Here is a 25284-nt window from a genome sequence, read left to right as displayed (position 1 = left end):
TGTTAAGCTTATAGATTCATTAAATAATTCATGTTATACTGCATGCTTTCTATAGGTGTGCTACTATATTCTTCTTGTTCAATGTAAATATGTTCAACACCAGATAATTCTTTTAACTCAATCATTAAAGGTATGTCAAGCACCCCTTTACCAAATTCAGTACTTACTTTTTCATGCATATTCATATCCTTCAAATGCCATAACGGAAACCTGCCCGGGTATTTTTTAAAATAATGTAAGGGGTCTTTACCGGCAACAACCACCCAACCCAAATCAAGTTCCATATGCACTAGATCCTTTTGGGTATTATCCATAAGAACATCATAAAGAATCTCTCCTTTTTCAGATTCAAATTCATATTCATGATTATGATAGCCAAATTTTAAACCTTGCCTTTTACATGCTTCACCAGCGATATTGAACTTTTCAGCAACCCTTTTGTAATTATCTATAGTTTGTCCTTTAGAAGGTAACGACGAACAAATCAAATATTCCTGTCCAGATGCTACTGCATGTGCTATAGTCCGTTCAAATTTATCATCTAAATGTACATGACCACTGGTAAGTGTCATGCCTAATGCTTTACAGGTTTCACCCATTTCCACAGGTGATAAACCATAGTAATAGCCTTTATTTGACCCTGCACTTTCAATTTCCTTAAAACCTAAGCTTGCAATTGTTTCCAAGGCTTTTTTAGGATTTTTCAACATGGCTTCTCTAAATGAATAAAGCTGTACGCCGTATATTGAATTTTTAGGAAATGCTAAATTAAGCTGAGGCGTTAAAAGGGTAGCGGCACTGAACAGACCTGCCCGTTTAAGAAAATTTCTGCGTGTTTTCATAGGTGTGATAATCTATTGTTGTTAGTTGTTGTTTTAGCAATTGTAATTTCATTTGTAATGGTTGCATGAGTAGTGCAAATGATGATAACTACTTATGATTTTAAATGTACGAAAACAAAACAGGATTTTTAGCGAGAGAATCTATGGTTGCTTACTTTTGTGAAAACCACATTCATGAACAATAGAAAGGAACAATTACAGGCACTTGATCGATTATTGACTATCATGGACGAATTACGGGAGCAATGCCCTTGGGATAAAAAGCAGACCATGCAATCCCTTAGACATTTGACCATAGAGGAAACCTACGAGTTGGGTGATGCCATTTTAGATAATGACCTTAATGAGGTGAAAATGGAATTGGGGGATGTACTTTTGCATATTATATTCTATTCAAAAATTGGGTCTGAAACCAATGATTTTGATATAGCTGATGTAGCTAATGCCATTTGCGATAAATTGGTGAATAGACACCCACACATTTACGAAGACGTTAAGGTGTTAAATGAAGATGACGTAAAAAGAAATTGGGAGCAGATCAAGTTAAAAGAAGGTAAGAAAAGTGTATTGGAAGGGGTTCCAAGGAGTTTGCCGGCTCTAGTGAAAGCAAATAGAATACAAGACAAGGTAGCGGGAGTAGGGTTTGATTGGGAAGAACCACAACAAGTTTTTGAAAAGGTACAGGAAGAATTAGGCGAACTTCAAGAAGAGGTGCAAAAAGGTGATATTGAAAAGATTGAAGCTGAATTTGGTGACGTACTTTTTTCAATGATCAATTACGCTAGATTTTTGGGGGTTAATCCAGAAAATGCGCTGGAAAGAACCAATAAGAAATTTATTAAGCGTTTTCAATATTTAGAAAATAGCGCAAAGGAAATAGGCAAGGATATGAAAGATATGACCTTAGAGGAAATGGATATCTATTGGAATAAAGCTAAGACCTATGAGTAATTTTTAGTTATTAAGTTCAACGTCCATGATTTTCTCTAGATCTCTATGTTTTATAGGTTTTATGAAATAATTTGAGATTTCAGGAAAGCTCTTTGCTATTTCTACATCTTCTGCGTTTATAGATGAGGTTAACATGACAATTTTAATTTTCTTATTTATTTTGGACGTTACTTGTTGAAAGTCCCTAATAAAATCGAAACCGTTTAAAATAGGCATGTGAAGGTCAAGAAAAATTACATCGGGTAAATCTTCAATGGCATTGACGTTATCCTGTATAAATTTTAAGGGCTGTAAAGAATCTGGAAAGTCAACAATTCTACTTGCAGATAATTGTTTTAAATAACGTTTCATTACATATTTAGATATATCGTCATCGTCTATAATCCAAATTAATGGGTCTTGGGACATAATTAATGGTAATTGGTGTGTTAGGTGTATATAACGAATCGCTAATGCATAATAGTATCTTTTGTGTTGGTTGAATAGCTAATTGGTCAAATTTTAACTTATTTCCCTAGTAGGATTTTTAATCAATTTTTTAATTTAAATTAATGATTTTGAGTGTTTTATAATATTTTATTCTAACTTTTGAATGGTTAATTTAATTTTAACTTATTGTAAAATTTATTTGTTATCTACCATCTTGTATGCTGATGAATTAGAGCAACTAGTGCTGTAAAATTCAATGATTTTAACTGGCTGAAAGCAAAAAAATATTGTTCAATTAGCGGTACCTTTGTTAAAAATTAGATTCAGTTTTGTTAAAGAACTACACTAAGGAATTTCGATATAACATTAAGCTTTCTGTTCCGGTAATTTTAGGAATGTTGGGTCACACCTTTGTACAGTTGGCAGACAATATTATGGTTGGTCAATTGGGCACAGCGGAATTGGCTGCGGTATCTTTGGGTAATAGTTTTGTTTTTATTGCCATGTCATTAGGTATTGGTTTTTCAACCGCAATTACACCTTTAGTTGCTGAAGCAGATGGAGCAGGTAATAAAGAAAATGCCAAAAGCGCTCTAAAACATGGTCTTGTTTTATGCACTGTTTTGGGGTTGTCATTGTTTGGTTTAATTCTATTGTCAAAACCAATTATGTATGCCATGAAACAACCATTGGAAGTGGTTGAGTTGGCATTGCCCTATTTAAATTTAGTAGCATTTTCTTTGGTACCCCTAATTATTTTCCAAGCATTTAAGCAGTTTTCAGAGGGGCTTTCTCAAACTAAATACCCAATGTATGCTACTATTATTGCCAATGTCATAAATATAGTTTTGAACTACCTATTGATTTTTGGCAATTTTGGATTTCCAGAAATGGGAATTGTTGGTGCTGCCGTAGGCACTTTGGTATCAAGATTCTTTATGGTTCTCTACTTATGGTTCATCCTAAAAACAAAAGAAAAGTTCAAGTATTACGTCACTAAATTCAATTTTGCCAGTTTGGAGAAGACGGTAATGCAAAAAATTGTAGAATTAGGTTTTCCATCTGCCTTACAAATGTTTTTTGAGGTAGGTATATTTACCTCTGCTATTTGGTTAAGTGGGGTTTTGGGTAAAAATGCCCAAGCGGCAAACCAAATTGCACTTAATTTAAGCAGCATGACCTTTATGTTTGGAATGGGGCTTGGGGTAACTGCAATGATCAGGGTTGGTAATCAAAAGGGTTTGGCTAATTTTAAAGAATTACGACGTATTGCCCAATCTATTTTCTTATTGACATTTTTGCTGGAAATTGTATTTGCCGCATTGTTCTTGATAGGTAGACACTGGTTTCCATCATTATATTTAGATATTGATGATATGACCAATTTTGCGGATAATACAGAAGTATTGATCATTGCGGCAGAGTTGTTATTGGTAGCTGCTTTCTTTCAAATTTCAGATGGGGTACAAGTGGTAGTTTTAGGTGCTTTACGTGGTTTGCAAGATGTAAAGGTCCCTACATTGATTACATTTATATCTTATTGGATTATTGGCTTTCCGGTGAGTTATTATCTATGTCTTCATACTGATTTAAGAAGTACGGGAATTTGGGTAGGATTGCTCACAGGGCTTACGGCATCAGCTATTATGTTGTATCTTCGATTTAATTATTTAACTAAAAAACTAATTGCTGCTTAAGAACGTATTTTTAATCTGTAGCAGTTTATATTCAACTTATAGACCAGATTTTTATGGAATTTCCAAAATTTTTATTGGGCGATAATACTGATTATCCATCGGCAATTTTTGTTGTGCATACCGAGTTTCCTCGATTTATAATCAATCTTGAAAATGATGAGGTAGAATGGCTTGAAGAATTCTCCAAGGAAGATGAAAAAGAGTTGGAAGATGAAGCCGAAAATTTAATTGAGGCCGCAACTGCTTTTTACGATCGCGAAGTTTCAAGGTACGAAGATTAACTACTATGCTTGAAGAGCTTTTACAGTTAGATCAAGATTTCTTTTTATACCTCAACGGACTAGGTACTAAGAATTGGGACAATTTTTTTCAGTTTGTTTCCAACAAATTCAGTGCTATATCACTTTACCTTTTTTTGCTCATTCTTTCCTTTCAGAAATATGGGACCAAGAAGACTTTGGTGCTTTTGTTTACTGTGGCCCTTTTAATTACGGTTACTGATCAATTGGGTAACTTCTTTAAGTATGGGGTGGCAAGGCTAAGACCTTGCCATGATCCGGAGATAGCTCCTTACATGAGACTGGTAAAGAGTTATTGTGGTGGCAAATTCGGGTATTTTTCGGCTCATGCCGCTAACTCTTTTGCTCTAGCAGTTTTTTTTGGTAGTATTCTTAAGTCAAGTGTAAGGTATTTGGGTGTGTTTTTGGTGTTGTGGGCTGCTTTGGTCGCGTATAGCCGTGTATACATTGGCGTTCATTTTCCTTTGGATATTTTGACAGGGGCTTTTATAGGCTCTTTGTTCGGCTGGTTGTTTGTAAAGTTATTTATATTTGCACTTCGCAAATTCTCCCTATGATATCTAATCTAAGGTACTGGTTTTTAATTGTTTTAGTTTTTTTGGTATACGTTGCAGGTATGTTTGTAACGTTATTTGAAAATGATTCCGCCCAATTTTCTGTAATGGCCATGAGAATGGTGCAGGAAAGTGATTTTTTTAGCCTTTTTAAAGGACCGGAAGAGTATTTGGATAAACCGCACATGCATTACTGGTTGGCAGCTCTTTCCTATAAGATCTTTGGTATACATGAGTGGTCTTACAGAATTCCTGGAATATTGGCCACCTTATTGGCAGCCTATAGTTGTTATGGTTTAGGGAGTTTACTATACAATAAAAATGTAGGTAAACTTTCTGCTTTGATATTTATGACTGCACAGACGATCGTACTTGGGGCAATTGACGTGCGTACCGATGCAGTTTTAACGGGCTTTAGTATTCTAGCTATATGGCAACTAGCTACATATATAGAGAAAGGTAGCGTAAGGGCTATTATTATTGGAGCGTTTGCAGCCGGTATTGCCTTCTCTACCAAAGGTCAAATAGCGTTATTGGTTATTGGTCTGCCCATCTTATGTCATTTGTTTTACACAGGGAAATGGAAGGCTTTTATAAGCTATAAGGTATTAGTGGCGCTATTGGTTTTTGCAGTGACTATAACTCCAATGTTGTATGCTTACTATCTTCAGTTCGATTTGCATCCGGAAAAAGTTATTCGTGGTAAGGCTAACCGAAGTGGCATATTCTTTATTTTTTGGGAACAGAGTTTTGAAAGGTTAAGCGGTGAAGGCATTGGAAAGAATAGCAGTGATTACTTTTTCTTTTTTCACACATTTTTATGGGTGTTTCTACCATGGACTATTTTGGGTATTGTTGCCTTTTATAGTAAAATAAGAACATTTATCGGTCAAAAATTTAAGTATGCAAATGGGTCGGAATTTTTAACCATAGGTGGTATAACCTTAATATTCATAATCATCAGTTTTGCCCAGTTTAAACTACCTCATTATTTAAATATTACAATCCCGTTATTCGCTGTAATTACCGCGGCATACATTAATAAACTATATACTGTTAGTAATACAAAGACTGTAAAATATTTAATGATCGGGCAATATTTTGTTCTAAGTATTGTCTTTATTGCTTCGGCTTTAATTTGCTTCTATGTGTTTAAGTTACGTAGTATGGTGGCTTATTTCTTTTTACTGGTTGCGGTAATTATTATTGTGTACTATGCCCTTAAAAGAGAAGGTGTTTTTATGAAACTGGTTACCATTTCAGTATGCGCTTCGTTATTGCTGAATGCCGTTTTAAACTTGCATTTCTATCCTAATTTATTAGACTATCAAGCAGGTTCATCAATGTCAAAAATTATAGCGGAAAAGGATATTCCTGTAGATCGAATTTTTAAGGTAGGTAAGGATCATACGTGGTCATTAGATTTTTACAATCGTTATCCTGTTCAAATTACGTCTCCAGAAATGTTGAAGAACAAAAAAGACATATGGGTCTACGTAAATGATGAGGAAATGGCCAACTTACAGGAACAAGGTTTTGATTGGGATTCGCAACTTTCTGTAGATCAGTTTAGAATTACTCGTTTGCAAGGTAAATTCTTAAATCCTAATACGCGTAAAAAGGTCACACGTAAAATGCACTTGTTACATATTTACTAAACCTCTTTTGTTTGTTGTTTAGGTGATTCTATTACTCGCAATTTAATTTTTTTGAAGTGATACCATACTCCAATTAAAGATACCAAGGCGGTAATTAAAAAGAAAAGAACACTAACACTTACAGATACATTTTGATCAAGCTCTAAGAACTTAGCTCCGTAAAAAAAGGTCACTTCTCTACTGCCAATACCACCTAAGGTTAATGGTACTACCGCTACGATAGACGAAATCAAGAAAATTATGAGATATGATATTTGATCGATATCAATATGAAGAGCTAAAAGAATACACCAAATACTTATTAATTGTGCAAGTTGTACCAGCGCTGATAATACTGTTGATTTCCAAAATATTGGTAGTACATAATTGAAGAATTTTTTATTTAGAAGCCAAAAAATAACAACAGAAAATGGTATGGCAGTAAAGAATATCCAATGATAACCTGTTAATAGTTTGTTATCCAGAAAACCAAGCAGCAAACATGCATAGATGAATAATAGTAGTAAGCCTCCAAGACGGTCTAGTACAAGTACGCTTACGATTCTTTTGGTCTTAACTTCAAATGTTTTTTTTAGGATATACCCTTTGTATGCATCACCACCTATGCCACCAGGTAAAAATAGGTTATAGAACATACCTAATAGATACAGCTTAAAGTTGCTCTTATGGGTAAGCATAATTTGCAAGCGATGAAAGTAAAGATTTAATCTTACTGCGGCTACAAGCTTAGAGATGACAAAGAATAGTAAGCCCAGTAATAAGTAAATTAAATTACTGGTGGACAGAATACTTTTTATTTCACTTACATTGATTTTAGTGAAAATAAAATAGATTAAAACGGCACTGATCAGTACTTTTAATACGGTAGTTACTTTCTTATTTAACTTGGCCACCTACGCTTACTTTTTTAATGCGGTACGGTCTTTTGTTCTGAGATTCATAATAGGTTCTGATCAATAATTCCATAACAATACCTATTGTAAACAATTGAATACCTGCAAAAATGAACATCATACCTACTGTCAATAAAGGTCTTGTACCGATATCTTCGCCCAAGCCGAACTTAACGATCAATAGATATATATTAATGAAAATACCAATAATAATCATTAATGAACCAGAAATACCGAATAGGTGAATTGGACGTTGAAAGTATTTGCGAATAAATAGTAACAGCATCATATCTGCAACTACTTTAAATACACGTTCCAACCCATATTTAGAAACCCCTGCATTACGTGCATGGTGTTTTACGGGTACTTGCTTTATCTGTCCTCCTTCAAGAAATGCCAATAGGGTTATAAACCTGTGCATTTCTCCATAAAGATTTAAATCCTTGGCAATATCACTTGTAAAAACCTTCAAGGCACAACCATTGTCCTTGATATCTAGTTTGGTAACACGCCGAACCAAGAAATTGGCAATTTTAGAGGGTATCTTCTTAACTAGAGAGTCTTTTCTCTTTTGACGAATACCGGTAACAACATCATACTCGCCACTTACGGCATAGGTTAGCATTTGGGGAATATCAGAAGGGTCATTTTGCAAATCCCCATCCATAGTAATGATATATTCTCCTTCGGCATAATCTATGCCTGCTGCCAACGCCAAACTTTGTCCGTAATTTTTCTTTAGTTCTATAAGATGCACCTTGTCATCTTTTAAATCTTTTACTACTTTCTTGGTTTTGTCTTTTGAAAAATCATCAACGTAAATGATTTGATAGTCATAACCTACCAAACTTTCGTGAATTTTTTGGGTTAAAAGAGTAACATTATCTTCCTCATTGTATAAAGGAACAACTACCGAAAGTAGAGAAGTGGTAACAGGCTGCATTGGGTTGTTTTTGAAATCAATGCAAAGTTATGTTTTTTAAACTAAAGAAGGTCTACTGTAACACCAGTAACGATTTAGGGAATTTAATGGGATTTTAAAGCCTTTAAGAGCTTTTCTGCAGCTAAGAAGGGTGATGAATTTCCGTTAATGACTTCATTTTTTAATTGTGGCAGTAATTCCATAGTCTTTGGGTGACGATAAAACTCTGATAATAATTCTTGTTCCAAATACTGAATGAGCCAATTTTCATTTTGTCTCCTACGGTTGTTTAGAAAGTGACCAGATGCTTTCATGGTATTACAATAGGTAACTATTAATTCCCAAATTTCATGTAAGCCTTTAAGTTCAATGGCAGAACAGGTCAATACTTCTGGAGACCAGCCATTTTCTTTAGGTGGAAACATATGTAGCGCCCTTGTAAATTCCATTTTTGCCATTTTTGCACGTTGTATGTTGTCTCCGTCGGCTTTTGTAATTACTATGGCATCGGCCATTTCAATAATTCCTCTTTTTATACCCTGTAGTTCATCACCCGCACCAGCTATTTTTAATAATAAAAAGAAATCTACCATGTCATGAACTGCCGTTTCGCTTTGTCCTACTCCAATGGTTTCTATTAAAATACAGTCGTATCCAGCGGCTTCAAGTATTACGATACTTTCCCTGGTCTTTCTTGTGACACCGCCTAATGATGAACCAGATGCAGATGGTCTTATATACGCATTGGGATTTTTAACCAATTCTTGCATACGTGTTTTATCTCCAAGAATGCTTCCTTTGGTTCTTCTGCTTGACGGGTCTATGGTCAATACGGCAACTTTTTTACCCGTGGAGGTAATCAGATCTCCAAATTGCTCAATAAATGTGCTTTTACCGGCGCCAGGTACACCGGTAATACCAATTCTTATGGAATCTTGTTTTTTTGATATACACCCGCTAATTATCGCATTTGCAATTAAACGATGTTGAGGCTTTGTGCTTTCTACAATAGTAATAGCCTTACTAACTATGGCAACATTATTTGCATAGATACCTTCAAGAATTTCAGATGTCGTAAGGTTGGCTAAATTCATGGCAACGGCTTCTATTGTGTAATTGTAACGTAAATGTACTATTTGTAAATGGGAATCATGATTTTGGTAGTATCCCAGGCTAAGTCCAAATAATCTTGCTGCTGTATCCCTTCTTTCAAATGCTCAAAATCAATGGAGAAATTCTCTACTGGATTTTCTAATGTTTTTACCGGGACTTCAACCGTTAAATAATCAAATCGTGGGTCATGTGTGGTTTGGTTACCATCTACACGGGTTACTCCCCAATCTGGTATTTGAGTATTGAATATAACTTTCCAACTATTCCGGTTAGGTACCGTCCATAATGAATATTTACCCGCAGGTAATATTTTATCAATTATTTTAATGTTTTGGCTAGTAGAAAAGGTGGTAGGTTCATTTGCCCCGGTTCGCCAAACTTTACCAAACGGTACTAGGTCTCCAAAAATAATTCGTACTTTTTTGGACGGGCTGGAATATTCAACCTCTAAAGAACTGCCTTTTAATTCTAGTTGTGCGGTTTTAGCGGGGCTAAACTTTTTAGTCTCTTGGTGTATGTAAGGTATGATTACCAAATAAACAAGTGCCACAATAAGGGCTATAACAATGAAAATTCTCTTTATTAGCTTCATTTATTACCAGTAATACTATACACGAAATTTAACTTTTCTTACCTAAATCAAACTTAAAGATAGAAATGTTGTTGTATAGATCACCAGGCCTTAAGAGGCTTTTAGGAAAATCTGGTTGATTTGGTGCATCTGGGTAGTTTTGTGTCTCAAAACATATACCAGGGAAATCATCTGGAGTATAGACCACCAAAGCTGGCTGATTGGTGTATACCTTCATGGTAATGCCCGAACTTTTAGAATGTAGTTCTGCTACCTTTTCATTACCAATATCTTTCACATAAATAGTATCAAACCTTTGTAGACCTATTTTTTTAGGTAAAAGAAAATCGTACTCGGTTTTACGAACTGGAACAATATTTCCTGTTGGTAGCAAATTCTCTTGTGTTTCTAATCTATAAGGACAATTGAGCTGTAGTTCGTACTCATCTATGTACGGATTTTTATCTAATTTAAAATAGGAATGATTGGTAAGGTTTATAACCGTACTTCTATCCGTCATTCCCTCATAAATGACTTGCAAGGCATTATTCATAAGTTTATAGGTAACACTAACGGTTAAATTACCTGGGTAGCCTTCTTCTAAATGCTTGCTGTTATAGGTAAATTTTACAAATGGTTTATCGCTATGGTCCACTTCCTCTATGTTCCAATATTTTTGATGAAACCCTTCTTTACCTCCATGTAAGTGTACACCGTCTTCTTGATACAGGTCATATCTTGCTCGGTCTATTACAAAACCACCATTAGAAATTCTACCTGCGTAACGCCCAACGCTGGCACCTAACACATGATCATCTAATCTATATCTGCTTGGATGGTTGTAGCCTACAACTACATTGGTGAATTCGCCATCATCTCCTTTAACAAGTAATTTTTGAATGGTTGCGCCATAATCTAAAACCATTAGGGTCAAATAGGCATTGGAAATTGTAACTTGTTTCAAAGGAAAATTTTAATAGTGTAGTGTAAAAATAAAAATTTTTGCCACATTCTATTTTTTATATCGTCCTTAATATAACAACAACCAAAAACCAATCTAATTAACCGATGTTTCAAAGCAATGTCGTAGAGAAATGTAAAGCGAACGACCGGGCTGCCCAGTTGCAATTATATAGAAAATATTGTGACGGTATGTTTGTGGTAGCAAACCGCTTTGTAAAGAACGCGGATGATGCTGAAGATGTCTTACAGGAATCTTTTATTAAGGCATTTCAAAAAATACATCAATATAAAGGTGAGGTAACTTTTGGCGCTTGGTTAAAAAGAATAGTGGTAAATAAAAGTATAGACTTTTTAAAATCAAAAAAAGATAAGGTCTCCATTGATGAACAGGATATGCAGGTAGTTGCAGAAGATGATAATTGGAACGTATCTGCTGTAATTAGTATTGATGAGGTAAGGTTGGCTATTGATCAATTACAAGAAAAATATAAATACGTATTACTCATGTTCTTGGTTGAAGGGTATGATCATCAAGAAATTGCAGAAGTATTGAATATTTCATCCTCTGCTTGCAGAACAAGATTGTCAAGGGGAAAAAATCAATTAAAGGAATTATTAAAAGAAAAGAATTATGGAACAGGATCTTAGGGAAATGTTCAAAAAAGATAGGGAGAAGAAAAAACATGCCATAAAACCAGGTCATGAAGAACGGTTTTTAAAGAAATTGGAAGAATCTATTCCATCAAATAAAACAACAAAATGGGGTTGGTTGCACATTGCGGCATCTGTTGTTGTACTGGTTAGTTTGTCATTGGGCTTCTGGTTTTTAAGCGGAAATGATGAAAATACAGTAACGGTTGTGCAAAATGATAAAGAGGAAAAGCAGAAAACCGAATTCACATTTGGTGATCTATCTCCAGATTTAAAAAAAGTAGAGAATTATTATGTGGCGAACATAAATTTGGAATTGGCTAAGCTAGAGGTTTCTCCAGATACCAAAGGTCTTATTGATAGTTTTATGGAGCAGCTAAATAATTTGAACCTAGAATATAAAACCTTAAATAATGAATTAAAAGAATTGGGTCCTAATGATCAAACCATTACGGCGCTTATAGAGAATTTACAGTTACGCTTACAATTATTACAGAAATTAAAAAGAAAGTTGAACGAATTAAAATTATCAAAAAATGAACAGATCAATGACACTAGTATCTAAGCAACTCATCATTGCATTAGGTCTTTTAACCTCTGCCGGCTCTTTTTCGCAAGCAGAAAGTAAAACTTTTCAAGAAAGATTTATCGTAGCAGAAGATGCTGTGGTAAATATCAATACCAGCTATGCTGATATTGAATTTGAAACTTGGGACAAGGATGAGGTGGCCATCACGGCCACCATTACCTTGGAAGGTGCTACTACAGAAGAAGCGAAAGACTATTTTGAAAACAGCCCTATTGAAATTTTGGGCAACAGCAAAGAGGTTAAAATTTCCTCAAAGTCCAAAAACAATGATTTTTTTGCAAGTTTTGATTCAAAGACCTTTTTTGACCATAATGATATGCACATAGAGGTGCCCGAAATTGCATCATTTGTAGTTAGTGTGCCACAAATTGCACCTTTTCCAGAAATGCCACCTTTACCACAGACCGAAGCTTTTATATTCGATTATGAAGCATATCAAGAAGATGGTGAAAAGTACATGAAAAAATGGCAAAAGAACTTTGAGAAAAGTTTTGATAAAAAACATCAAAAGCGGTTGGAAGAGTGGGCTGAGCGCATGGAGGAGAAAAGTGAGGCAATGGATAAAAGAATGGAGGAATACAATCAAAGGCGTGAGGAATTGATGGAAAAGAGAGAAGAAGTTTTGCAAGAGAGACAAGAGAAAATGGAAGAGAGGCGAGAAAAAATGGAAGAGAGACGAGAAAAAATGCAAGAAGAAAAAGAAGAACGTAGAATGTTGATCAATTCAGGTGAAGGTTCTCCAAATATATTCTATTATTCATCCGAAGGGAAACAAAAGAATTTTAAGATTAAAAAGACCATTAAGATCAGTTTACCAAAGTCTACCAGAATAAAAATGGATGTACGTCATGGTGAGGTGAAATTAGCTGAGAATACCAAAAACTTGAATGCGAACCTTTCGCATTCAAGCCTTTGGGCAGTAACAATTGATGGTGAAGACACTTCCGTTTCTGCTGCCTATACACCGGTTTATGTAAAAAAATGGAATGTTGGCCAATTGAATACATCCTATTCTGAGGAGATTTCACTGTCAGAGGTTGTACAATTACAATTGCAAGCAACATCATCTGAAGTAACGATAGATAAGTTGATGAACAATGCGTTTATTAAAAACAATTTTGGAGCAATACATATCCTTGAACTAAGCAATGATTTGGAAGAGCTTGATATTAGTGTGAAAAACGGAGAACTTAACGTTAAGTTACCTAAAGTAGCCACTAACATTTATGTAAAAGGTAATTCGTCAACGCTAAAATTGCCTTCGCATGTAAACGTAGTAGAAACTAAAAATGGATCTACAGTAGTAAATAAGGGGTATCACTTAAAAAACAATAGTGGTCGCTCTATACTAATTACATCTGATTATAGTGAAGTAGTGTTACAGTAGTTATTTTAATAATTCCAATGTGCCAAATACATTGGCATCAATCCAACCTGCATTTTTATTCTCTCCAGGTACAAAGACAGATCCTATTAAATTTTCTCGTTTTTTGCTATTATCGTTATCGGCATAGGCAATAGCAAAACCTATTCTTTTTCCTTCGCTCAAAACAACCGGTTTTACAGTAGGCTTATCATTAAATATGCTAGGGTATACCTTTACGAGCATTTCCCAATATGTGGTATTACCTTCTGTTTGGTGCTTAGAGATTACATGATCATTATAAAGCGTTGGTTTTTCATTTACACCTAAGTCTACCACATTACCATCCAAGGCAACATGATAGGTAAATGCATTATGATTAAATCTATGTTGACCACCTGAATTGTCTTCATCAACATACACAATTACGCAATCATCATTCCACCATAATTTTAAAGGGTCTTCGGTTTGCTCTAATAAGGTATCATCCACTATCTCCAGTAAAATATAAAGTCCGTCTTCGTTCCAGGCCATTTTATATTTACCGTTATAATCATCATGGTCAAAAGGACCGCCGATCCAATTTTGGTCTATAGGTTGCCATTCTAACAAATTCCAATAATTCTCTATAGGTCTACCGTCTAGTGTTGGAGCTTCTTTAATATAGGAGACGGGAGTTATTTGAGTGTTTTTTTTGCTTTTGCTATCAGAACACGAAGTAATGCATAGTAGAAGTAAAAAATAAATAGTCCATTTCATAATACTGGTTTGGAATCTATAATTTAAACACACTATTCTCTTAATTATTGTAAGATTAATAGTACTTCAATATCTGGGGCAAGATAAAATAAAATTAAACGAACCTAATTGTTTACAATGTTAACTCTTACAGTATTAGATTTTTATTGTTTGTTACCAAATAAAAAAGCGCCCCTAATGGAGCGCTAATCTATTCGTGGTGAACATAGTTCTTAATGTGTATTCTCCTTTAGATAATCTCCAAAGTTAGCTTTAAACCTATTTAATCTAGGTATAGAAACATTTCTGATGTAAGAATTGTTAGGATTATTCTTTTCATAATCTTGGTGATACGATTCTGCTTTGTAGAAAACGGTATATGGTGTTACCTCTGTGGTTATAGGATCATTATCATATACTTTATTGTCTACTAGGGCCTGAATGTAGCTTTCAATAATTTTCTTTTCGTCTTCATTTTTATAAAAGGCAATAGAGCGGTATTGTCTTCCACGATCTGGTCCCTGTCTGTTCAACTGTGTGGGATCATGAGATCCAAAGAACACCTGTACCAATTGAGTGAATGAAATTACCTTTGGGTCGTAGTATACTTCGACAGCTTCGGCATGGTCCGTTTTGCCATAGCCAACTTCTTCATACGTTGGGTTTTTCTGTTCTCCGCCGGCGTATCCAGATACAACTTCCTTTACACCTTTTACACTTTCAAAAATAGCCTCTACACACCAAAAACAACCACTTGCAAAATAGGCGGTTTCGTATTTACTTAATTGTTGCGGACTCAATTTAACCTCTTCATACATTTCTTCCTGCTGCGTCTCTTTGGCAGGTGTGTTTTCGGAAATTGTATTTTTTTTATTCTTGGACTGGCAACTAGTAGCAATTAAGCTTGCACCGGCCAATAAAACGATTTGTAATAATTTCATATTTCTTTTTCTTTTGCAATTTGTTGCATAATTTACAAAGTACTTACGAGGTAAACGGTTAAAATATGTTAACGAGATACTAAGATGGCATATTTTTGAAAAATGAACGAACTGCAAAAGGTACTTGATTCTTATTCTTTACATAATATAGGTATATTGGATAGCACAATACCAATGAATAAATATATACCTCTGGATCTATCCAAATCTAACGAAACGTTGCTAGATGTGGACATTACAAATCCTGTTACCTGTCAATCATATATTGATACTGTGGTAAAGAGTAAGGATGGTATTGTTGCCTATGGGGGTTATTTAGAAGAACGAAATCTTTATGCGGATAAAGATGGGTTCTCTGCAGCTCATAAACCCAAGCGCAATATACATTTGGGAATAGATTTTTGGACCAATGCAGATACTAAGGTCTTAGCTCCCATAGATGGCAAGGTGCATAGTTTTAAGAACAATAATGTAGTCGGTGATTATGGACCTACCATAATATTGGAGCATACCTTACATCACATTACTTTTTATACATTATATGGTCATTTATCTATAGAATCTTTAACCGGTTTGTTTAAAGGAAAAGTATTTAAGGCAGGTGAAACCTTGGCAAAGTTGGGAACACCTGATATTAATGTGAATTATGCACCTCACCTTCATTTTCAAATAATAAAAGATTTAGAAGGTAATGAAGGTGATTACCCTGGCGTTTGCGCATTGGAAAACTTACAACACTATAAATTCAATTGTCCAAACCCCAATTATTTATTGAAAATAAAAGGTAGTTCTTAAAAGAACATTCTTTACTCCTTTTAAAACAAGCTCACATGGTCTTATATGTAGCATTTTTGTAATACAAGAATAGAAATAGATTAAAAATTGTAAGAAAAAACCTATTAAATCGATAAACTGCACAAATTTGGCGATTATCTGTTTAAAATTTTGTAGGAAAAAGGACTACAAAAAATGGTGATACATCGAATAAGTGCCCTTTCATCGTAAAAACTGTACCTCTTGTCGAATGGGAAATACGTTTACTTAGGGGTAGTGGGTTATCAATAGACCAAATTTACCTACTTTATTATGCGTACTATTATTTTTTTATTCCTTGTTATCTGTTTGGGAACCCAGTCCCAAGCACAAGAGAAGTCACCAAACACAAAAGTGCAGACTATTGTTATGCCCATGGCAGATATAACAGTAAAGTCTGATGTAAACACTCAGGGTTTTCAAACAGCAGCAAGGTTTTTTAAAGTGAAGAATGCCAGAGTTAAGCAAGCCTTACTTTTTAAACCAAGGGTAAGAACAATGTCTTTTGCCTAATTTAATTCTTCGACTGCAGCATCTTTGGTTACCTCTGCTACACTTGCAGGTAGTACAATGGTTTTTAAAATTTTCCAAACATTATTTGCAACTATTCTTTGACCTTCAGCAGTAGGATGAATTCCGTCCTCTAGATTTAAGCTTGGGTCGCCAGCTACTCCTTCTAACAAAAACGGAATTAAGTAAATATTGTTAGATTCTGCTAATGCCGGATACATAGCTTTAAATTGAGAAGCATAGTCAGTTCCCATATTTGGTGGTATCTGCATGCCCGCCAATACAATCTTGGTATCAGGATTTCTATCTTTTACCATATCGATCATTTCTTGAAGATTGTTCATGGTCTCGGCAATGGGTATTCCGCGCAAACCGTCGTTAGCACCTAGTTCAAGAACAAAAATGTCTACAGGCTGGTTCAATACCCAGTCTAACCTGTTTAAACCGCCGGATGTGGTTTCTCCACTTAAGCCAGAGTTAATGACCTGGTAGTCTAAACCTAATGAATCTAATTTTTGCTGTATTCTATTGGGAAACCCCTCCTTTACATCCAAACCATAAGCTGCGGTAAGGCTATTTCCATAAAACAAAATGACTTTGTCATCGGTAGAAACATCTTCCTCTTTATCCGTATTTTCTACCTCTGCTTGCGTTTCAGATGGCTTTTTTTCGGTAGTTTCTCCGCATCCAACGAACAACAGTAGCACTAAAAAATAACGAAACTTTAATACTTTCAACATAGTCTTAACTTATTAGATTCCAAATCATTTGTTATTTTGCTCTCTTGTACCAAAATGATTTATGACAAAGATATTAAACGTACGTAATCTAAAGAAAACGTATAACAGCGGATCAAGAAATTTGACGGTTATTGATGACATTTCCTTTTCAATTGATGAAGGGGATACTTTTGCAATTGTAGGTCCGTCGGGAAGTGGAAAAACAACTTTGCTAGGTTTATGTGCTGGGTTAGATGAAATTAATGAGGGTACAATAGAACTTTGCGGACAAGACCTAAGTGCTTTAAATGAAGATCAGCGAGCTTTGTTGCGCAATGAAAAAGTTGGTTTCATATTTCAGGATTTTCAACTACTACCCACGTTAACAGCTTTGGAGAACGTGAGCGTTCCTTTAGAATTACAAGGAGAAAAAAACGCAAGTAAAGATGCTATGGATCTTTTGGCTAAAGTTGGTTTGGCAGGTAGGCATGATCATTATCCATCACAGCTTTCTGGTGGTGAGCAACAACGGGTAGCTCTTGCCAGGGCTTTTTCAAATAAACCATCTATTTTATTTGCAGATGAACCTACCGGTAATTTAGATGAAGAAACCGGTGAGAAGGTAATTAAACTATTATTTGACCTGAATAAGGAAATGGGTACCACTCTGGTCATTGTAACCCATGATCTTGAATTAGCTAATTTAAATAAACGTGTCTTACGACTTAAAGGGGGCAAAATAGTCATCAACGAAACTACATCCATATCTTGAGCGAATTTCAAAGAACATCTAAGGCAAAATTTAATTGGTTGTTGAAAATGGCTTGGCGAGATGGCAAGGCAAGCGGTAAAAGGTTGCTATTGTTTATGGCATCCATAATATTAGGAATTGCCGCGGTGGTTTCCATACAATCTTTTAGTAATAACCTTAAAAATAATATTGGACTACAGTCTAAGGCCCTAATGGGAGCAGATTTCTTGATTGATAGTAATCAGCCTGCAAATGAAAGGGTAGTGGAGTTAATGGATTCTTTGGGCGGCTATAAGGCACGTGAGGTGAAGTTTGCGTCTATGGCAGCCTTTCCTAAAAGTCTATCTACAAAATTGGTTCAGGTAAGGGCCATTGAAGGTAATTATCCTTTTTATGGCGAATTGGAAACGGAACCCAAAACTTCGGCTTTTGATTATCAAGATAAGGGTGGAGCATTAGTTGATGCCACCGTAATGTTACAGTTTGACCTAAAGCCTGGGGATAGTGTAAAATTGGGCACCACTACCTTTCCTATTCTAGGCGCTTTGATTACTGCGCCGGGCAGTACAGGTATAGGTGCAACTGCCGCACCGCCCATTGTGGTACCTTTTCGTTTTATGGAAGAGAGTGGGTTGCTGCAACGGGGTAGTAGGTTAGGTTATAATTACTATTTTGAGGATGACAAAGTTGATTTAGAATTACTTAATGATAAGGTGGATCCGTTATTAGATGCAGAAAATGCAGATATGGATACGCATACAGATACCAGTGAGCGTTTGGGGCGTAGGTATGAGAATGTAGGTAGGTTTTTAAACTTAGTTGCGTTTATAGCGCTTCTTCTAGGGTGCGTTGGTATAGCAAGTTCTGTTCATATTTATATCAAAGAAAAACTAAAAGCGGTGGCGGTACTAAAGTGTTTAGGTGCAACGCGAAAACAAACATTTTTAATATTTCTACTGCAAATTGCCGGAATGGGCTTGTTGGGCGGTATAATAGGTACGGCAATAGGACTATTGTTGCAACAGACTTTTCCACTCATATTACAAGAGTTTTTACCTTTTACCGTTGAAATATCAACTTCATACCCAGCCATATTCGTTGGTTTGTTATTAGGCGTTTCTATGTCGGTGCTTTTTGCTTTATCTCCTTTGGTACATACTTGGTTCGTTTCTCCGTTACAAGTGTTGCGCGTGCAAGAAGATACAGGTAAAAAATCACGTCCATATCAAATCTGGGTAGTGGTGGCTATTGTATTTTTTGTGCTTTTATTTGCCTTGTGGTTATTGGGTAGATGGGAGTTTGCCTTGAGCTTTGTGGTTGGTATATTAGTAACGTTCTCTATTTTGGCAGGTGTCTCAATAGGTTTCATGAGGCTCATTAAAAAGTACTTTCCAAAATCATGGAGCTTTGCTGCACGCCAAAGTCTTTTAAATTTGTACAGGCCAAATAACCAGACCGTAGTTTTAATTTTAGCTATTGGTATTGGCACATTCTTAATTAGCACTTTGTATTTCACCAAAGATTTTTTACTTGCCAAAACAACTTTTGAGGCAAATGCTGAAAGTCCAAACCTTATACTTTTTGATGTACAGACAGAACAACGTAATGACGTTGAAAATACGATAACACCAAAAGGTTTACCGGTTATAGATAATATTCCTATAGTTACCATGCGCATGGAGCGTATTAAGGATCGGGATGTGAATGACATTAGGTTAGACACCACCACTAGGGTGAATAAATGGATATTGAATCATGAATTTAGAACTACGTATAGAGATTCTATGATCGGTTCTGAAAAGTTATTAGAAGGGGAGTGGTTGCCGTCTGTTCCTCCTAATACCGAAGTTATTCCTATTTCCCTAGCGGATAATGTTGCCAATGACGCCCTTGTAAAATTAGGAGATACGTTGTTGTTCAATGTACAGGGTAAAATGATGACTACCGTTGTAGGTAATATTAGGCAGGTAGACTGGGCACGTATGCAGCTTAATTTTTCAATTGTTTTCCCAACCGGGGTATTGGAAAAAGCTCCCCAGTTTCATGTGGTAACGACCAATGCGCCGGACAAAGCTTCATCTGCCAATTTACAAAGGGAATTGGTAAAGAAATTCCCGAATATATCCATCATAGATTTACGACAGGTGGTAACATTGGTTGAAAATATATTGGATAAAATTTCATGGGTCATCACCTTTATGGCTTTTTTCAGTATTCTAACTGGTATCATTGTTTTAATAGGATCGGTTCGTAATAGTAAATACCAACGTATTAGAGAAAGTGTATTGTTAAGAACCCTTGGTGCACAGAGTAAACAGATATTGAAAATTAATGCATTGGAGTACCTATTTTTAGGTGTTTTAGGAAGTGGTGTGGGAGTGTTACTTTCTTTACTAAGTAGTTTTTTACTGGCTTATTTTATTTTTGATACTCCATTTATTCCGTCGTGGGTGCCATTTTTGGTGGTATTGCCGGGTATAACATTGTTGGTCTTAGCCATCGGTTTATTTAATAGTAAGGGAGTGTTAAATAGTCCGCCATTGCAAGTGTTGCGAAAAGAAGGATGATGCAAAAAGATATTGCCCTTATAATAGTTTTGGCTTAATTATTTGTTGATGTGGGTTTGCCAACATAGAAATATAATAGGTAATCCGTATTCGGGTCTAGAAATCGAAACAGCTGCGTTCGTATTGTTGGTTGTTGATAGTCTTCTTCATCATACACCTCTAATAAAAGTGATGCATAATCTGAACGAGAAAAACCTCCTTTTTTAGCAGTAATTTCAGATGCTCGTTGATTAAATAGTATACTTTTTGGTTGAGCTTTATTTCTAAAATGTATTAATGGTAATGTTTTCAAAGTTTTTGCGAGTTCATAATTATGGCGCTTAGCAATTGACTTTAAAGAATCTCCCAAAGCATAATCACTCACTATTGCATAAGTACTATCCTTGCTTATTTCTTTTAAAAGGTTGGTGTAATTTTTATAGATACCATCTGTAATTACACTTTTTACAATTAACTCTTGCTCAAAATCATCTAATGTCTTTAAAAGTGCTGAGAAGTACTCAGGATACTCTTTTTCAACGGCTATGTTAATAGCTTCATCATATGTCACATTATTTGTTTGGGCGGCAGATTCATTAAAAGATAAAAAGAAAACAAATAGGTATAGATACGTGTGTAATTTCATTAAGTAAGGATATTCTGTTCTAGTTGAAATTTAGTACTTTATATGGTATTAATTTCTATAACTTTAAGGAATACATAACTTTTATAAATTATACAATTATGAATTTACCGGCAATTTTTTCATTTACATTAGGTATTTGGCAATCTTTAGTAATTGTAGCGCTTTTTGTTTGGGTGTATTGCTTAGTTGATATTGTACGCCATGAATTCAAGAATGACGGTAAAATTACATGGTTGCTAATTGTATTTTTTCTTCCAATTTTAGGTTCGCTTCTATATTTATCCACAGGGAAAAGTAGACGTATGCTAAAGGCATAATCTAAAATCCCTTTTTATTATTTTCCGTTTTCCATAGCCGCTTATGACTTAATTACGGATAAATTACTCACTATACGTGAATTGTCAACTAATCAGCATAGCTTTGCACCTGAAATACAAAAGTGATTGTTATGCCGTTATTTACCGAATTAAAAATATCTAGAAACTTAGAAAAAGCACTTGAAGATCTAGGTTTTGAAAATACTACTCCTATTCAAGAGAAAGCTTTTCCCATTGTAATGAGTGGTAGTGATGTTGTAGGTATAGCACAAACAGGTACCGGTAAAACGTTCGCCTATTTACTTCCTATTTTAAATACTTTAAAATTTTCAAAGGATATTCATCCAAAAATTATTGTATTGGTGCCTACACGTGAGTTGGTAGTACAAGTAGTGGAAGAGGTAGAAAAATTGGCAAAATATTCAGGAACAAGAGTATTAGGGGTGTTTGGAGGAAAAAGTATGCTAAAGCAAAAAGAGGCATTGGCATTGGGGACAGACATTTTGGTTGCCACACCTGCTCGTCTTTATGATTTGATATTATCCAAGGCTGTTCAATTAAAACAGGTTAAGAAACTGGTTATTGATGAGGTCGATGTTATGTTAGATTTAGGCTTTAGGTTTCAATTGGTCAATATTTTTGAATTATTGCCGCAAAGAAGGCAGAATATTATGTTCTCTGCCACCATGACAGATGATATTGAACTGTTTATTACGGATTTCTTTACAGGTGTTCAAAAAATTGCTGTTGCTGTAAGTGGTACTCCTTTAGAAAATATTACCCAATTTAGGTATGCGACACCAAATTTTTATACCAAGGTGAACCTTTTGGTGAGCTTATTGCAAAATGAAGAAACGTATAATAAAGTTTTAGTGTTTGTTTCCAGCAAGCGAAGCGCAGATTTGCTGTTTAAGGAATTGTCTGAATTTTTTAGCGAAGAGATATGTATTATACACTCCAATAAAACCCAAAACTATAGACTGCGTTCCATAAATCAGTTCGATGAAGGTAAGAATCGAATTTTGGTTACTACTGATGTTATGGCACGTGGGTTAGACCTGCAAGAGATATCTCATGTTATAAATTTTGATACTCCCACATATCCTGAAAATTACATGCACCGTATAGGTAGAACGGGTAGGGCAGAAAAACAAGGAACATCTATTTTATTATTTACACCACAAGAGGAAGAGGCAAAAAATGCCATTGAAGAATTAATGTCTCACCAAGTTGAGCAATTACCATTGCCCGATGATGTGGAAATTGCAACACAGTTAACTTTTGATGAACAACCAAAACATAGAGAGCGCGATAATCCATTGAATATCAACGAAGATGAACGTGGCTCAAGTTTTCATGAGAAGTCTGAAAAGAACAAGAAGGAAAATCAAGGCGGTTCCTATAAGCGTATTATTAAAAAGAAATACTCTAAACCCAAAACCCGAGGCGACAAAAACTACGGTAAACGTGGAAGAAATAAAAAATAATTTTATGATTTCAAAATTGGTTTTATATTCCAATTAACCCATTTTTCTGAAAGTATTGATCGATGAAATGCATACCCTATCGGTATGCTGTTTTTAGACCAAAAACCGTTCGTCGACACTTTTTGTCTATTCACCTTAAAACTCTTCACTAGCCGAAAATTATTACAGTTTAGCGAGGTCAACCGGCTTGTTCGCTTTGCTGACGGTACTTTTATATTGTTCAATAATACGATATGAAAGCATTTTTTACCTTACTAGTTTTAATTTTCGCCGGAGCATTAGCATTGGCGCAAACACCCCAAGCAGATGATAAAGTTCACACTACTGAAATGGGTATTGTTATGGTTGATAGCCTTAATGATATTAACGCTGAGAAAAAGACTGTTGACTCTAACGAAACATCTGTAGCTCGCTTGTACAGATATAAGAATGCAAGGGTTAACAAAGAATTGGCATTTATTACCAATAAAACTTATGGTAAGTTGGCATAATATTTGCCCTATATAAAAAGGTGCAATGAAGCACCCTTTTAAAGAATTTAATTATGATGTTATTTACTTTTTTAATTCCGGCTTTAATAATTGTTGCGGCAATATCATTATCTAACAACAACAAAACGAAATTACGTGCTATTAAGGTTCCCGTGAATAAGCGTAAGTCTTAATTTTTAGTACCGGGCTGCTTTATAGTATAGTTACTTTTAGCTTTAGCCTCATCTACTTGGCGTTTTACATCTGCGAGTAGAGCTTTGGAATCATACACAATTCCATCTTTTACAGTATATTTTACACCACCAACACGAACCACCTCGTTATCTTCGGTAAGTTTTACAGCTCCTGTGCCGTATAAAACTTTAAAATTTTGAAGAGGATTTTCTTCAACAATGACAAAATCTGCCAACTTACCTATGGCTACGGAACCTATTTTGTCATCCATACCCAATGCTTCCGCACCATTTAAGGTAGCAGATTTTATAATTTCCAATGGGTGAAAACCTGCTTCACGCAATAATTCTAATTCTCTTATATAGGCAAATCCATAAAGTTGAAAGATGAAACCGGAATCTGAACCGGTAGTAACTCTACCACCTCTATTCTTGTATTCATTGATAAAGGTCATCCAAAGTTTATAGTTATTTTTCCAAGCTACTTCTTGCTCGGTGCCCCAATCATGCCAATATGAACCATGTGAGACTTTACTAGGCTGATAAAATTCCCATAAAGAGGGTAGTGTATATTCTTCGTGCCATTCAGCTCTTCTTGCGCGTTGCAAATCTCTGCTAGCTTCATAAATATTGAAAGTAGGATCCATGGTAAAATCAAGCTCCAAGAGTTCGTTCATTACATGGTTCCAATGTTCTGAATACGGTTTTGCCGCTTGTGCCCATAGTTTACCGGCATTTTCAAAGCGATCTTGTTCATTTTGGTAATTATAATCTAACGGAAAATCTTGTACCGTACGATCATCAAAAAGTGCCTCAGGTAGTCCATACCAATGCTCCATTGAGGTTAATCCTGCTCTTGCAGAATGTAAAACGTTCCAACGGGCTACGCTCATTTGTGCATGATGGCAGGCAGAACCTAATCCTAGTTTTTTATTTTCATCTAATGCCGCGGCCATAATTTCTGGTTCTGCACCAAAAAACTTAATGCCATCTGCACCTTTTTTTGCATTTGCACGTACCCATTCACGTGCCTGTGCCGGAGTTGATATTGGCACATCGTTTAAAGGATTGAATGCTTTACTGGTCTGTCCAAATGCGGTATAGGAAATAATACGAGGTGCAATAATTTCATTATTTTCACTTTTACGTTTTAAATCTAAAGCAATATCTATTCCTCTACCTGCAACCTCACGAACGGTAGTGACGCCATGTGCCATCCAAAGTTTAAAAACATAGTCAGGGTCTGCACCTTGTGCATCGCCACCAATATGGGTATGCATGTCAATAAAGCCAGGCATTAGATACATGTCGGTACAATCCAATTCTTTACCACCTGCTTTTAATTTTGGTCTTTTGGCGTCATCAATTGCCACACCAGGGTATCCCACGACCTTTACATTTGTAATCCTGTTGTTCTCTACAACAATATCAATAGGTCCTTGTGGTGGTGCCCCGTTACCGTTAATGAGCATTACGCCTCTAATGATCAATTGATCGTGCGGTCCGTCTCCCTCAAGAGATTGTGCATGCATGGTGAGCAAAACGGATATGAATATAGCCGTTAGGAGCAGTTGTTTACGTAACATAGGGTGGTTGTTTGTGTTAGTTTCCTTAAATATAGAGAAAGCAGCAGAAAGAACAGTGACCGTATGTCAAC

At 35.5% G+C, this 25284-nt stretch carries 27 protein-coding genes; 15 read left to right on the top strand and 12 right to left on the bottom strand.

All coding sequences use genetic code 11. From position 1 onward, the window contains the following. Nucleotides 1-8: 8 nt before the first annotated feature. A complete protein-coding gene (locus I600_RS05700) occupies nucleotides 9-842 on the bottom strand; it encodes a sugar phosphate isomerase/epimerase family protein (protein ID WP_058103508.1) in 834 nt (277 codons plus the stop codon). Between the two features lie 174 nt (nucleotides 843-1016). On the opposite strand from I600_RS05700, the gene mazG reads away from it, so the two are divergent. Then, nucleotides 1017-1793: a nucleoside triphosphate pyrophosphohydrolase gene (gene mazG / locus I600_RS05695; protein ID WP_058103507.1), complete on the top strand. Its 777-nt coding sequence runs from the start codon at nucleotides 1017-1019 to the stop codon at nucleotides 1791-1793. A 3-nt stretch (nucleotides 1794-1796) separates the two neighbouring features. Here mazG and I600_RS05690 read toward each other — a convergent pair whose 3' ends face one another. Further along, nucleotides 1797-2201, bottom strand: a complete 405-nt coding sequence (locus tag I600_RS05690; protein WP_058103506.1) for a response regulator — start codon at nucleotides 2199-2201, stop codon at nucleotides 1797-1799. A gap of 350 nt (nucleotides 2202-2551) precedes the next feature. On the opposite strand from I600_RS05690, the gene I600_RS05685 reads away from it, so the two are divergent. The 4 genes from I600_RS05685 to I600_RS05670 are packed head-to-tail and all read left to right on the top strand — an operon-like array spanning nucleotide 2552 to nucleotide 6430. Beyond that, on the top strand, nucleotides 2552-3919 hold the full coding sequence (locus I600_RS05685; protein ID WP_058103505.1) for an MATE family efflux transporter: 1368 nt from the start codon (nucleotides 2552-2554) through the stop codon (nucleotides 3917-3919). A 53-nt stretch (nucleotides 3920-3972) separates the two neighbouring features. Continuing rightward, a complete protein-coding gene (locus I600_RS05680; RefSeq protein WP_058103504.1) occupies nucleotides 3973-4200 on the top strand; it encodes a hypothetical protein in 228 nt (75 codons plus the stop codon). Between the two features lie 5 nt (nucleotides 4201-4205). Continuing rightward, nucleotides 4206-4775, top strand: a complete 570-nt coding sequence (locus I600_RS05675) for a phosphatase PAP2 family protein (RefSeq protein WP_058103503.1) — start codon at nucleotides 4206-4208, stop codon at nucleotides 4773-4775. Beyond that, nucleotides 4772-6430: an ArnT family glycosyltransferase gene (locus I600_RS05670; protein ID WP_058103502.1), complete on the top strand. Its 1659-nt coding sequence runs from the start codon at nucleotides 4772-4774 to the stop codon at nucleotides 6428-6430. The genes I600_RS05675 and I600_RS05670 overlap by 4 nt, the downstream gene beginning before the upstream one ends. On the opposite strand, the gene I600_RS05665 is transcribed toward I600_RS05670, so the two are convergent. The 5 genes from I600_RS05665 to I600_RS05645 form a co-directional block, all read right to left on the bottom strand. Then, on the bottom strand, nucleotides 6427-7323 hold the full coding sequence (locus I600_RS05665) for a lysylphosphatidylglycerol synthase transmembrane domain-containing protein (RefSeq protein ID WP_058103501.1): 897 nt from the start codon (nucleotides 7321-7323) through the stop codon (nucleotides 6427-6429). The genes I600_RS05670 and I600_RS05665 overlap by 4 nt on opposite strands. Then, nucleotides 7307-8266 (bottom strand): glycosyltransferase family 2 protein, encoded by a 960-nt coding sequence (locus I600_RS05660; RefSeq protein ID WP_058103500.1) that lies wholly within the window; start codon nucleotides 8264-8266, stop codon nucleotides 7307-7309. The genes I600_RS05665 and I600_RS05660 overlap by 17 nt, the downstream gene beginning before the upstream one ends. A gap of 83 nt (nucleotides 8267-8349) precedes the next feature. Further along, a complete protein-coding gene (gene meaB, locus I600_RS05655; protein WP_058103499.1) occupies nucleotides 8350-9339 on the bottom strand; it encodes a methylmalonyl Co-A mutase-associated GTPase MeaB in 990 nt (329 codons plus the stop codon). 38 nt (nucleotides 9340-9377) lie between these two features. Beyond that, nucleotides 9378-9950, bottom strand: a complete 573-nt coding sequence (locus I600_RS05650) for a DUF2911 domain-containing protein (RefSeq protein WP_058103498.1) — start codon at nucleotides 9948-9950, stop codon at nucleotides 9378-9380. 28 nt (nucleotides 9951-9978) lie between these two features. Beyond that, nucleotides 9979-10893 (bottom strand): aldose epimerase family protein, encoded by a 915-nt coding sequence (locus I600_RS05645; RefSeq protein WP_058103497.1) that lies wholly within the window; start codon nucleotides 10891-10893, stop codon nucleotides 9979-9981. A gap of 104 nt (nucleotides 10894-10997) precedes the next feature. On the opposite strand from I600_RS05645, the gene I600_RS05640 reads away from it, so the two are divergent. Genes I600_RS05640 through I600_RS05630 form a run of 3 tightly spaced genes read left to right on the top strand, consistent with a single transcriptional unit; the run spans nucleotide 10998 to nucleotide 13519 of the window. Then, the gene (locus I600_RS05640) at nucleotides 10998-11540 is read left to right on the top strand and encodes an RNA polymerase sigma factor (protein ID WP_058103496.1); all 543 of its coding nucleotides are present in this window, start codon (nucleotides 10998-11000) and stop codon (nucleotides 11538-11540) included. Beyond that, nucleotides 11524-12108, top strand: coding sequence for a hypothetical protein (locus tag I600_RS05635; RefSeq protein ID WP_058103495.1), 585 nt, complete (start codon nucleotides 11524-11526; stop codon nucleotides 12106-12108). Before I600_RS05640 ends, I600_RS05635 begins: the two co-directional genes overlap by 17 nt. Beyond that, nucleotides 12080-13519, top strand: coding sequence for a hypothetical protein (locus I600_RS05630; protein WP_157490845.1), 1440 nt, complete (start codon nucleotides 12080-12082; stop codon nucleotides 13517-13519). The genes I600_RS05635 and I600_RS05630 overlap by 29 nt, the downstream gene beginning before the upstream one ends. Here the strand turns inward: I600_RS05630 and I600_RS05625 are convergent, their stop codons facing one another. Beyond that, nucleotides 13520-14254, bottom strand: coding sequence for a sugar-binding protein (locus I600_RS05625; RefSeq protein WP_058103493.1), 735 nt, complete (start codon nucleotides 14252-14254; stop codon nucleotides 13520-13522). A 212-nt stretch (nucleotides 14255-14466) separates the two neighbouring features. Further along, the gene (gene msrA, locus I600_RS05620; RefSeq protein WP_058103492.1) at nucleotides 14467-15174 is read right to left on the bottom strand and encodes a peptide-methionine (S)-S-oxide reductase MsrA; all 708 of its coding nucleotides are present in this window, start codon (nucleotides 15172-15174) and stop codon (nucleotides 14467-14469) included. A gap of 102 nt (nucleotides 15175-15276) precedes the next feature. Here msrA and I600_RS05615 point away from each other — a divergent pair, with 102 nt between their 5' ends. Beyond that, on the top strand, nucleotides 15277-15969 hold the full coding sequence (locus tag I600_RS05615) for a peptidoglycan DD-metalloendopeptidase family protein (RefSeq protein ID WP_058103491.1): 693 nt from the start codon (nucleotides 15277-15279) through the stop codon (nucleotides 15967-15969). A 291-nt stretch (nucleotides 15970-16260) separates the two neighbouring features. After that, nucleotides 16261-16500 carry a hypothetical protein gene (locus I600_RS05610; RefSeq protein ID WP_058103490.1) on the top strand — a complete coding sequence of 80 codons (240 nt, stop codon included), beginning with the start codon at nucleotides 16261-16263 and terminating at the stop codon, nucleotides 16498-16500. Here the strand turns inward: I600_RS05610 and I600_RS05605 are convergent. Then, the gene (locus I600_RS05605) at nucleotides 16497-17237 is read right to left on the bottom strand and encodes an arylesterase (RefSeq protein WP_058103489.1); all 741 of its coding nucleotides are present in this window, start codon (nucleotides 17235-17237) and stop codon (nucleotides 16497-16499) included. The two genes, I600_RS05610 and I600_RS05605, sit on opposite strands and share 4 nt — an antisense overlap. A 61-nt stretch (nucleotides 17238-17298) precedes the next feature. On the opposite strand from I600_RS05605, the gene I600_RS05600 reads away from it, so the two are divergent. Next, nucleotides 17299-17988, top strand: a complete 690-nt coding sequence (locus I600_RS05600) for an ABC transporter ATP-binding protein (RefSeq protein WP_058103488.1) — start codon at nucleotides 17299-17301, stop codon at nucleotides 17986-17988. 47 nt (nucleotides 17989-18035) lie between these two features. Next, on the top strand, nucleotides 18036-20534 hold the full coding sequence (locus I600_RS05595; protein ID WP_058104290.1) for an ABC transporter permease: 2499 nt from the start codon (nucleotides 18036-18038) through the stop codon (nucleotides 20532-20534). 34 nt (nucleotides 20535-20568) lie between these two features. Here the strand turns inward: I600_RS05595 and I600_RS05590 are convergent, their stop codons facing one another. Continuing rightward, nucleotides 20569-21159: a hypothetical protein gene (locus I600_RS05590; RefSeq protein WP_058103487.1), complete on the bottom strand. Its 591-nt coding sequence runs from the start codon at nucleotides 21157-21159 to the stop codon at nucleotides 20569-20571. Between the two features lie 98 nt (nucleotides 21160-21257). On the opposite strand from I600_RS05590, the gene I600_RS05585 reads away from it, so the two are divergent. The 3 genes from I600_RS05585 (at nucleotide 21258) to I600_RS05575 (ending at nucleotide 23454) form a co-directional block, all read left to right on the top strand. Then, nucleotides 21258-21476: a PLDc N-terminal domain-containing protein gene (locus tag I600_RS05585; RefSeq protein WP_058103486.1), complete on the top strand. Its 219-nt coding sequence runs from the start codon at nucleotides 21258-21260 to the stop codon at nucleotides 21474-21476. Between the two features lie 131 nt (nucleotides 21477-21607). Further along, nucleotides 21608-22963: a DEAD/DEAH box helicase gene (locus tag I600_RS05580; RefSeq protein WP_058103485.1), complete on the top strand. Its 1356-nt coding sequence runs from the start codon at nucleotides 21608-21610 to the stop codon at nucleotides 22961-22963. A gap of 233 nt (nucleotides 22964-23196) precedes the next feature. After that, nucleotides 23197-23454 (top strand): hypothetical protein, encoded by a 258-nt coding sequence (locus tag I600_RS05575; protein ID WP_058103484.1) that lies wholly within the window; start codon nucleotides 23197-23199, stop codon nucleotides 23452-23454. 169 nt (nucleotides 23455-23623) lie between these two features. Here I600_RS05575 and I600_RS05570 read toward each other — a convergent pair whose 3' ends face one another. Then, a complete protein-coding gene (locus tag I600_RS05570) occupies nucleotides 23624-25159 on the bottom strand; it encodes an amidohydrolase family protein (protein WP_245188869.1) in 1536 nt (511 codons plus the stop codon). Nucleotides 25160-25284 lie beyond the last annotated feature (125 nt).

The sequence above is a fragment of the Maribacter dokdonensis DSW-8 genome (assembly GCF_001447995.1).
Lineage (GTDB): Bacteria > Bacteroidota > Bacteroidia > Flavobacteriales > Flavobacteriaceae > Maribacter > Maribacter dokdonensis.
This window is presented reverse-complemented; position numbering and strand designations above follow the sequence as displayed.

Excerpts from the sequence above, each read along its gene's own strand:
- I600_RS05575 (WP_058103484.1), top strand. The coding sequence starts at position 23,197 with ATGAAAGCATTTTTTACCTTACTAGTTTTAATTTTCGCCGGAGCATTA.
- I600_RS05650 (WP_058103498.1), bottom strand. The coding sequence starts at position 9,950 with ATGAAGCTAATAAAGAGAATTTTCATTGTTATAGCCCTTATTGTGGCA.
- I600_RS05635 (WP_058103495.1), top strand. The coding sequence starts at position 11,524 with ATGGAACAGGATCTTAGGGAAATGTTCAAAAAAGATAGGGAGAAGAAA.
- I600_RS05690 (WP_058103506.1), bottom strand. The coding sequence starts at position 2,201 with ATGTCCCAAGACCCATTAATTTGGATTATAGACGATGACGATATATCT.
- I600_RS05580 (WP_058103485.1), top strand. The coding sequence starts at position 21,608 with ATGCCGTTATTTACCGAATTAAAAATATCTAGAAACTTAGAAAAAGCA.
- I600_RS05675 (WP_058103503.1), top strand. The coding sequence starts at position 4,206 with ATGCTTGAAGAGCTTTTACAGTTAGATCAAGATTTCTTTTTATACCTC.
- I600_RS05640 (WP_058103496.1), top strand. The coding sequence starts at position 10,998 with ATGTTTCAAAGCAATGTCGTAGAGAAATGTAAAGCGAACGACCGGGCT.
- I600_RS05595 (WP_058104290.1), top strand. The coding sequence starts at position 18,036 with ATGGCTTGGCGAGATGGCAAGGCAAGCGGTAAAAGGTTGCTATTGTTT.
- I600_RS05625 (WP_058103493.1), bottom strand. The coding sequence starts at position 14,254 with ATGAAATGGACTATTTATTTTTTACTTCTACTATGCATTACTTCGTGT.
- I600_RS05600 (WP_058103488.1), top strand. The coding sequence starts at position 17,299 with ATGACAAAGATATTAAACGTACGTAATCTAAAGAAAACGTATAACAGC.
- I600_RS05615 (WP_058103491.1), top strand. The coding sequence starts at position 15,277 with ATGAACGAACTGCAAAAGGTACTTGATTCTTATTCTTTACATAATATA.
- I600_RS05590 (WP_058103487.1), bottom strand. The coding sequence starts at position 21,159 with ATGAAATTACACACGTATCTATACCTATTTGTTTTCTTTTTATCTTTT.
- I600_RS05670 (WP_058103502.1), top strand. The coding sequence starts at position 4,772 with ATGATATCTAATCTAAGGTACTGGTTTTTAATTGTTTTAGTTTTTTTG.
- msrA (WP_058103492.1), bottom strand. The coding sequence starts at position 15,174 with ATGAAATTATTACAAATCGTTTTATTGGCCGGTGCAAGCTTAATTGCT.
- I600_RS05700 (WP_058103508.1), bottom strand. The coding sequence starts at position 842 with ATGAAAACACGCAGAAATTTTCTTAAACGGGCAGGTCTGTTCAGTGCC.
- I600_RS05680 (WP_058103504.1), top strand. The coding sequence starts at position 3,973 with ATGGAATTTCCAAAATTTTTATTGGGCGATAATACTGATTATCCATCG.
- mazG (WP_058103507.1), top strand. The coding sequence starts at position 1,017 with ATGAACAATAGAAAGGAACAATTACAGGCACTTGATCGATTATTGACT.
- I600_RS05610 (WP_058103490.1), top strand. The coding sequence starts at position 16,261 with ATGCGTACTATTATTTTTTTATTCCTTGTTATCTGTTTGGGAACCCAG.
- meaB (WP_058103499.1), bottom strand. The coding sequence starts at position 9,339 with ATGAATTTAGCCAACCTTACGACATCTGAAATTCTTGAAGGTATCTAT.
- I600_RS05630 (WP_157490845.1), top strand. The coding sequence starts at position 12,080 with ATGAACAGATCAATGACACTAGTATCTAAGCAACTCATCATTGCATTA.
- I600_RS05585 (WP_058103486.1), top strand. The coding sequence starts at position 21,258 with ATGAATTTACCGGCAATTTTTTCATTTACATTAGGTATTTGGCAATCT.
- I600_RS05605 (WP_058103489.1), bottom strand. The coding sequence starts at position 17,237 with ATGTTGAAAGTATTAAAGTTTCGTTATTTTTTAGTGCTACTGTTGTTC.
- I600_RS05660 (WP_058103500.1), bottom strand. The coding sequence starts at position 8,266 with ATGCAGCCTGTTACCACTTCTCTACTTTCGGTAGTTGTTCCTTTATAC.
- I600_RS05570 (WP_245188869.1), bottom strand. The coding sequence starts at position 25,159 with ATGCATGCACAATCTCTTGAGGGAGACGGACCGCACGATCAATTGATC.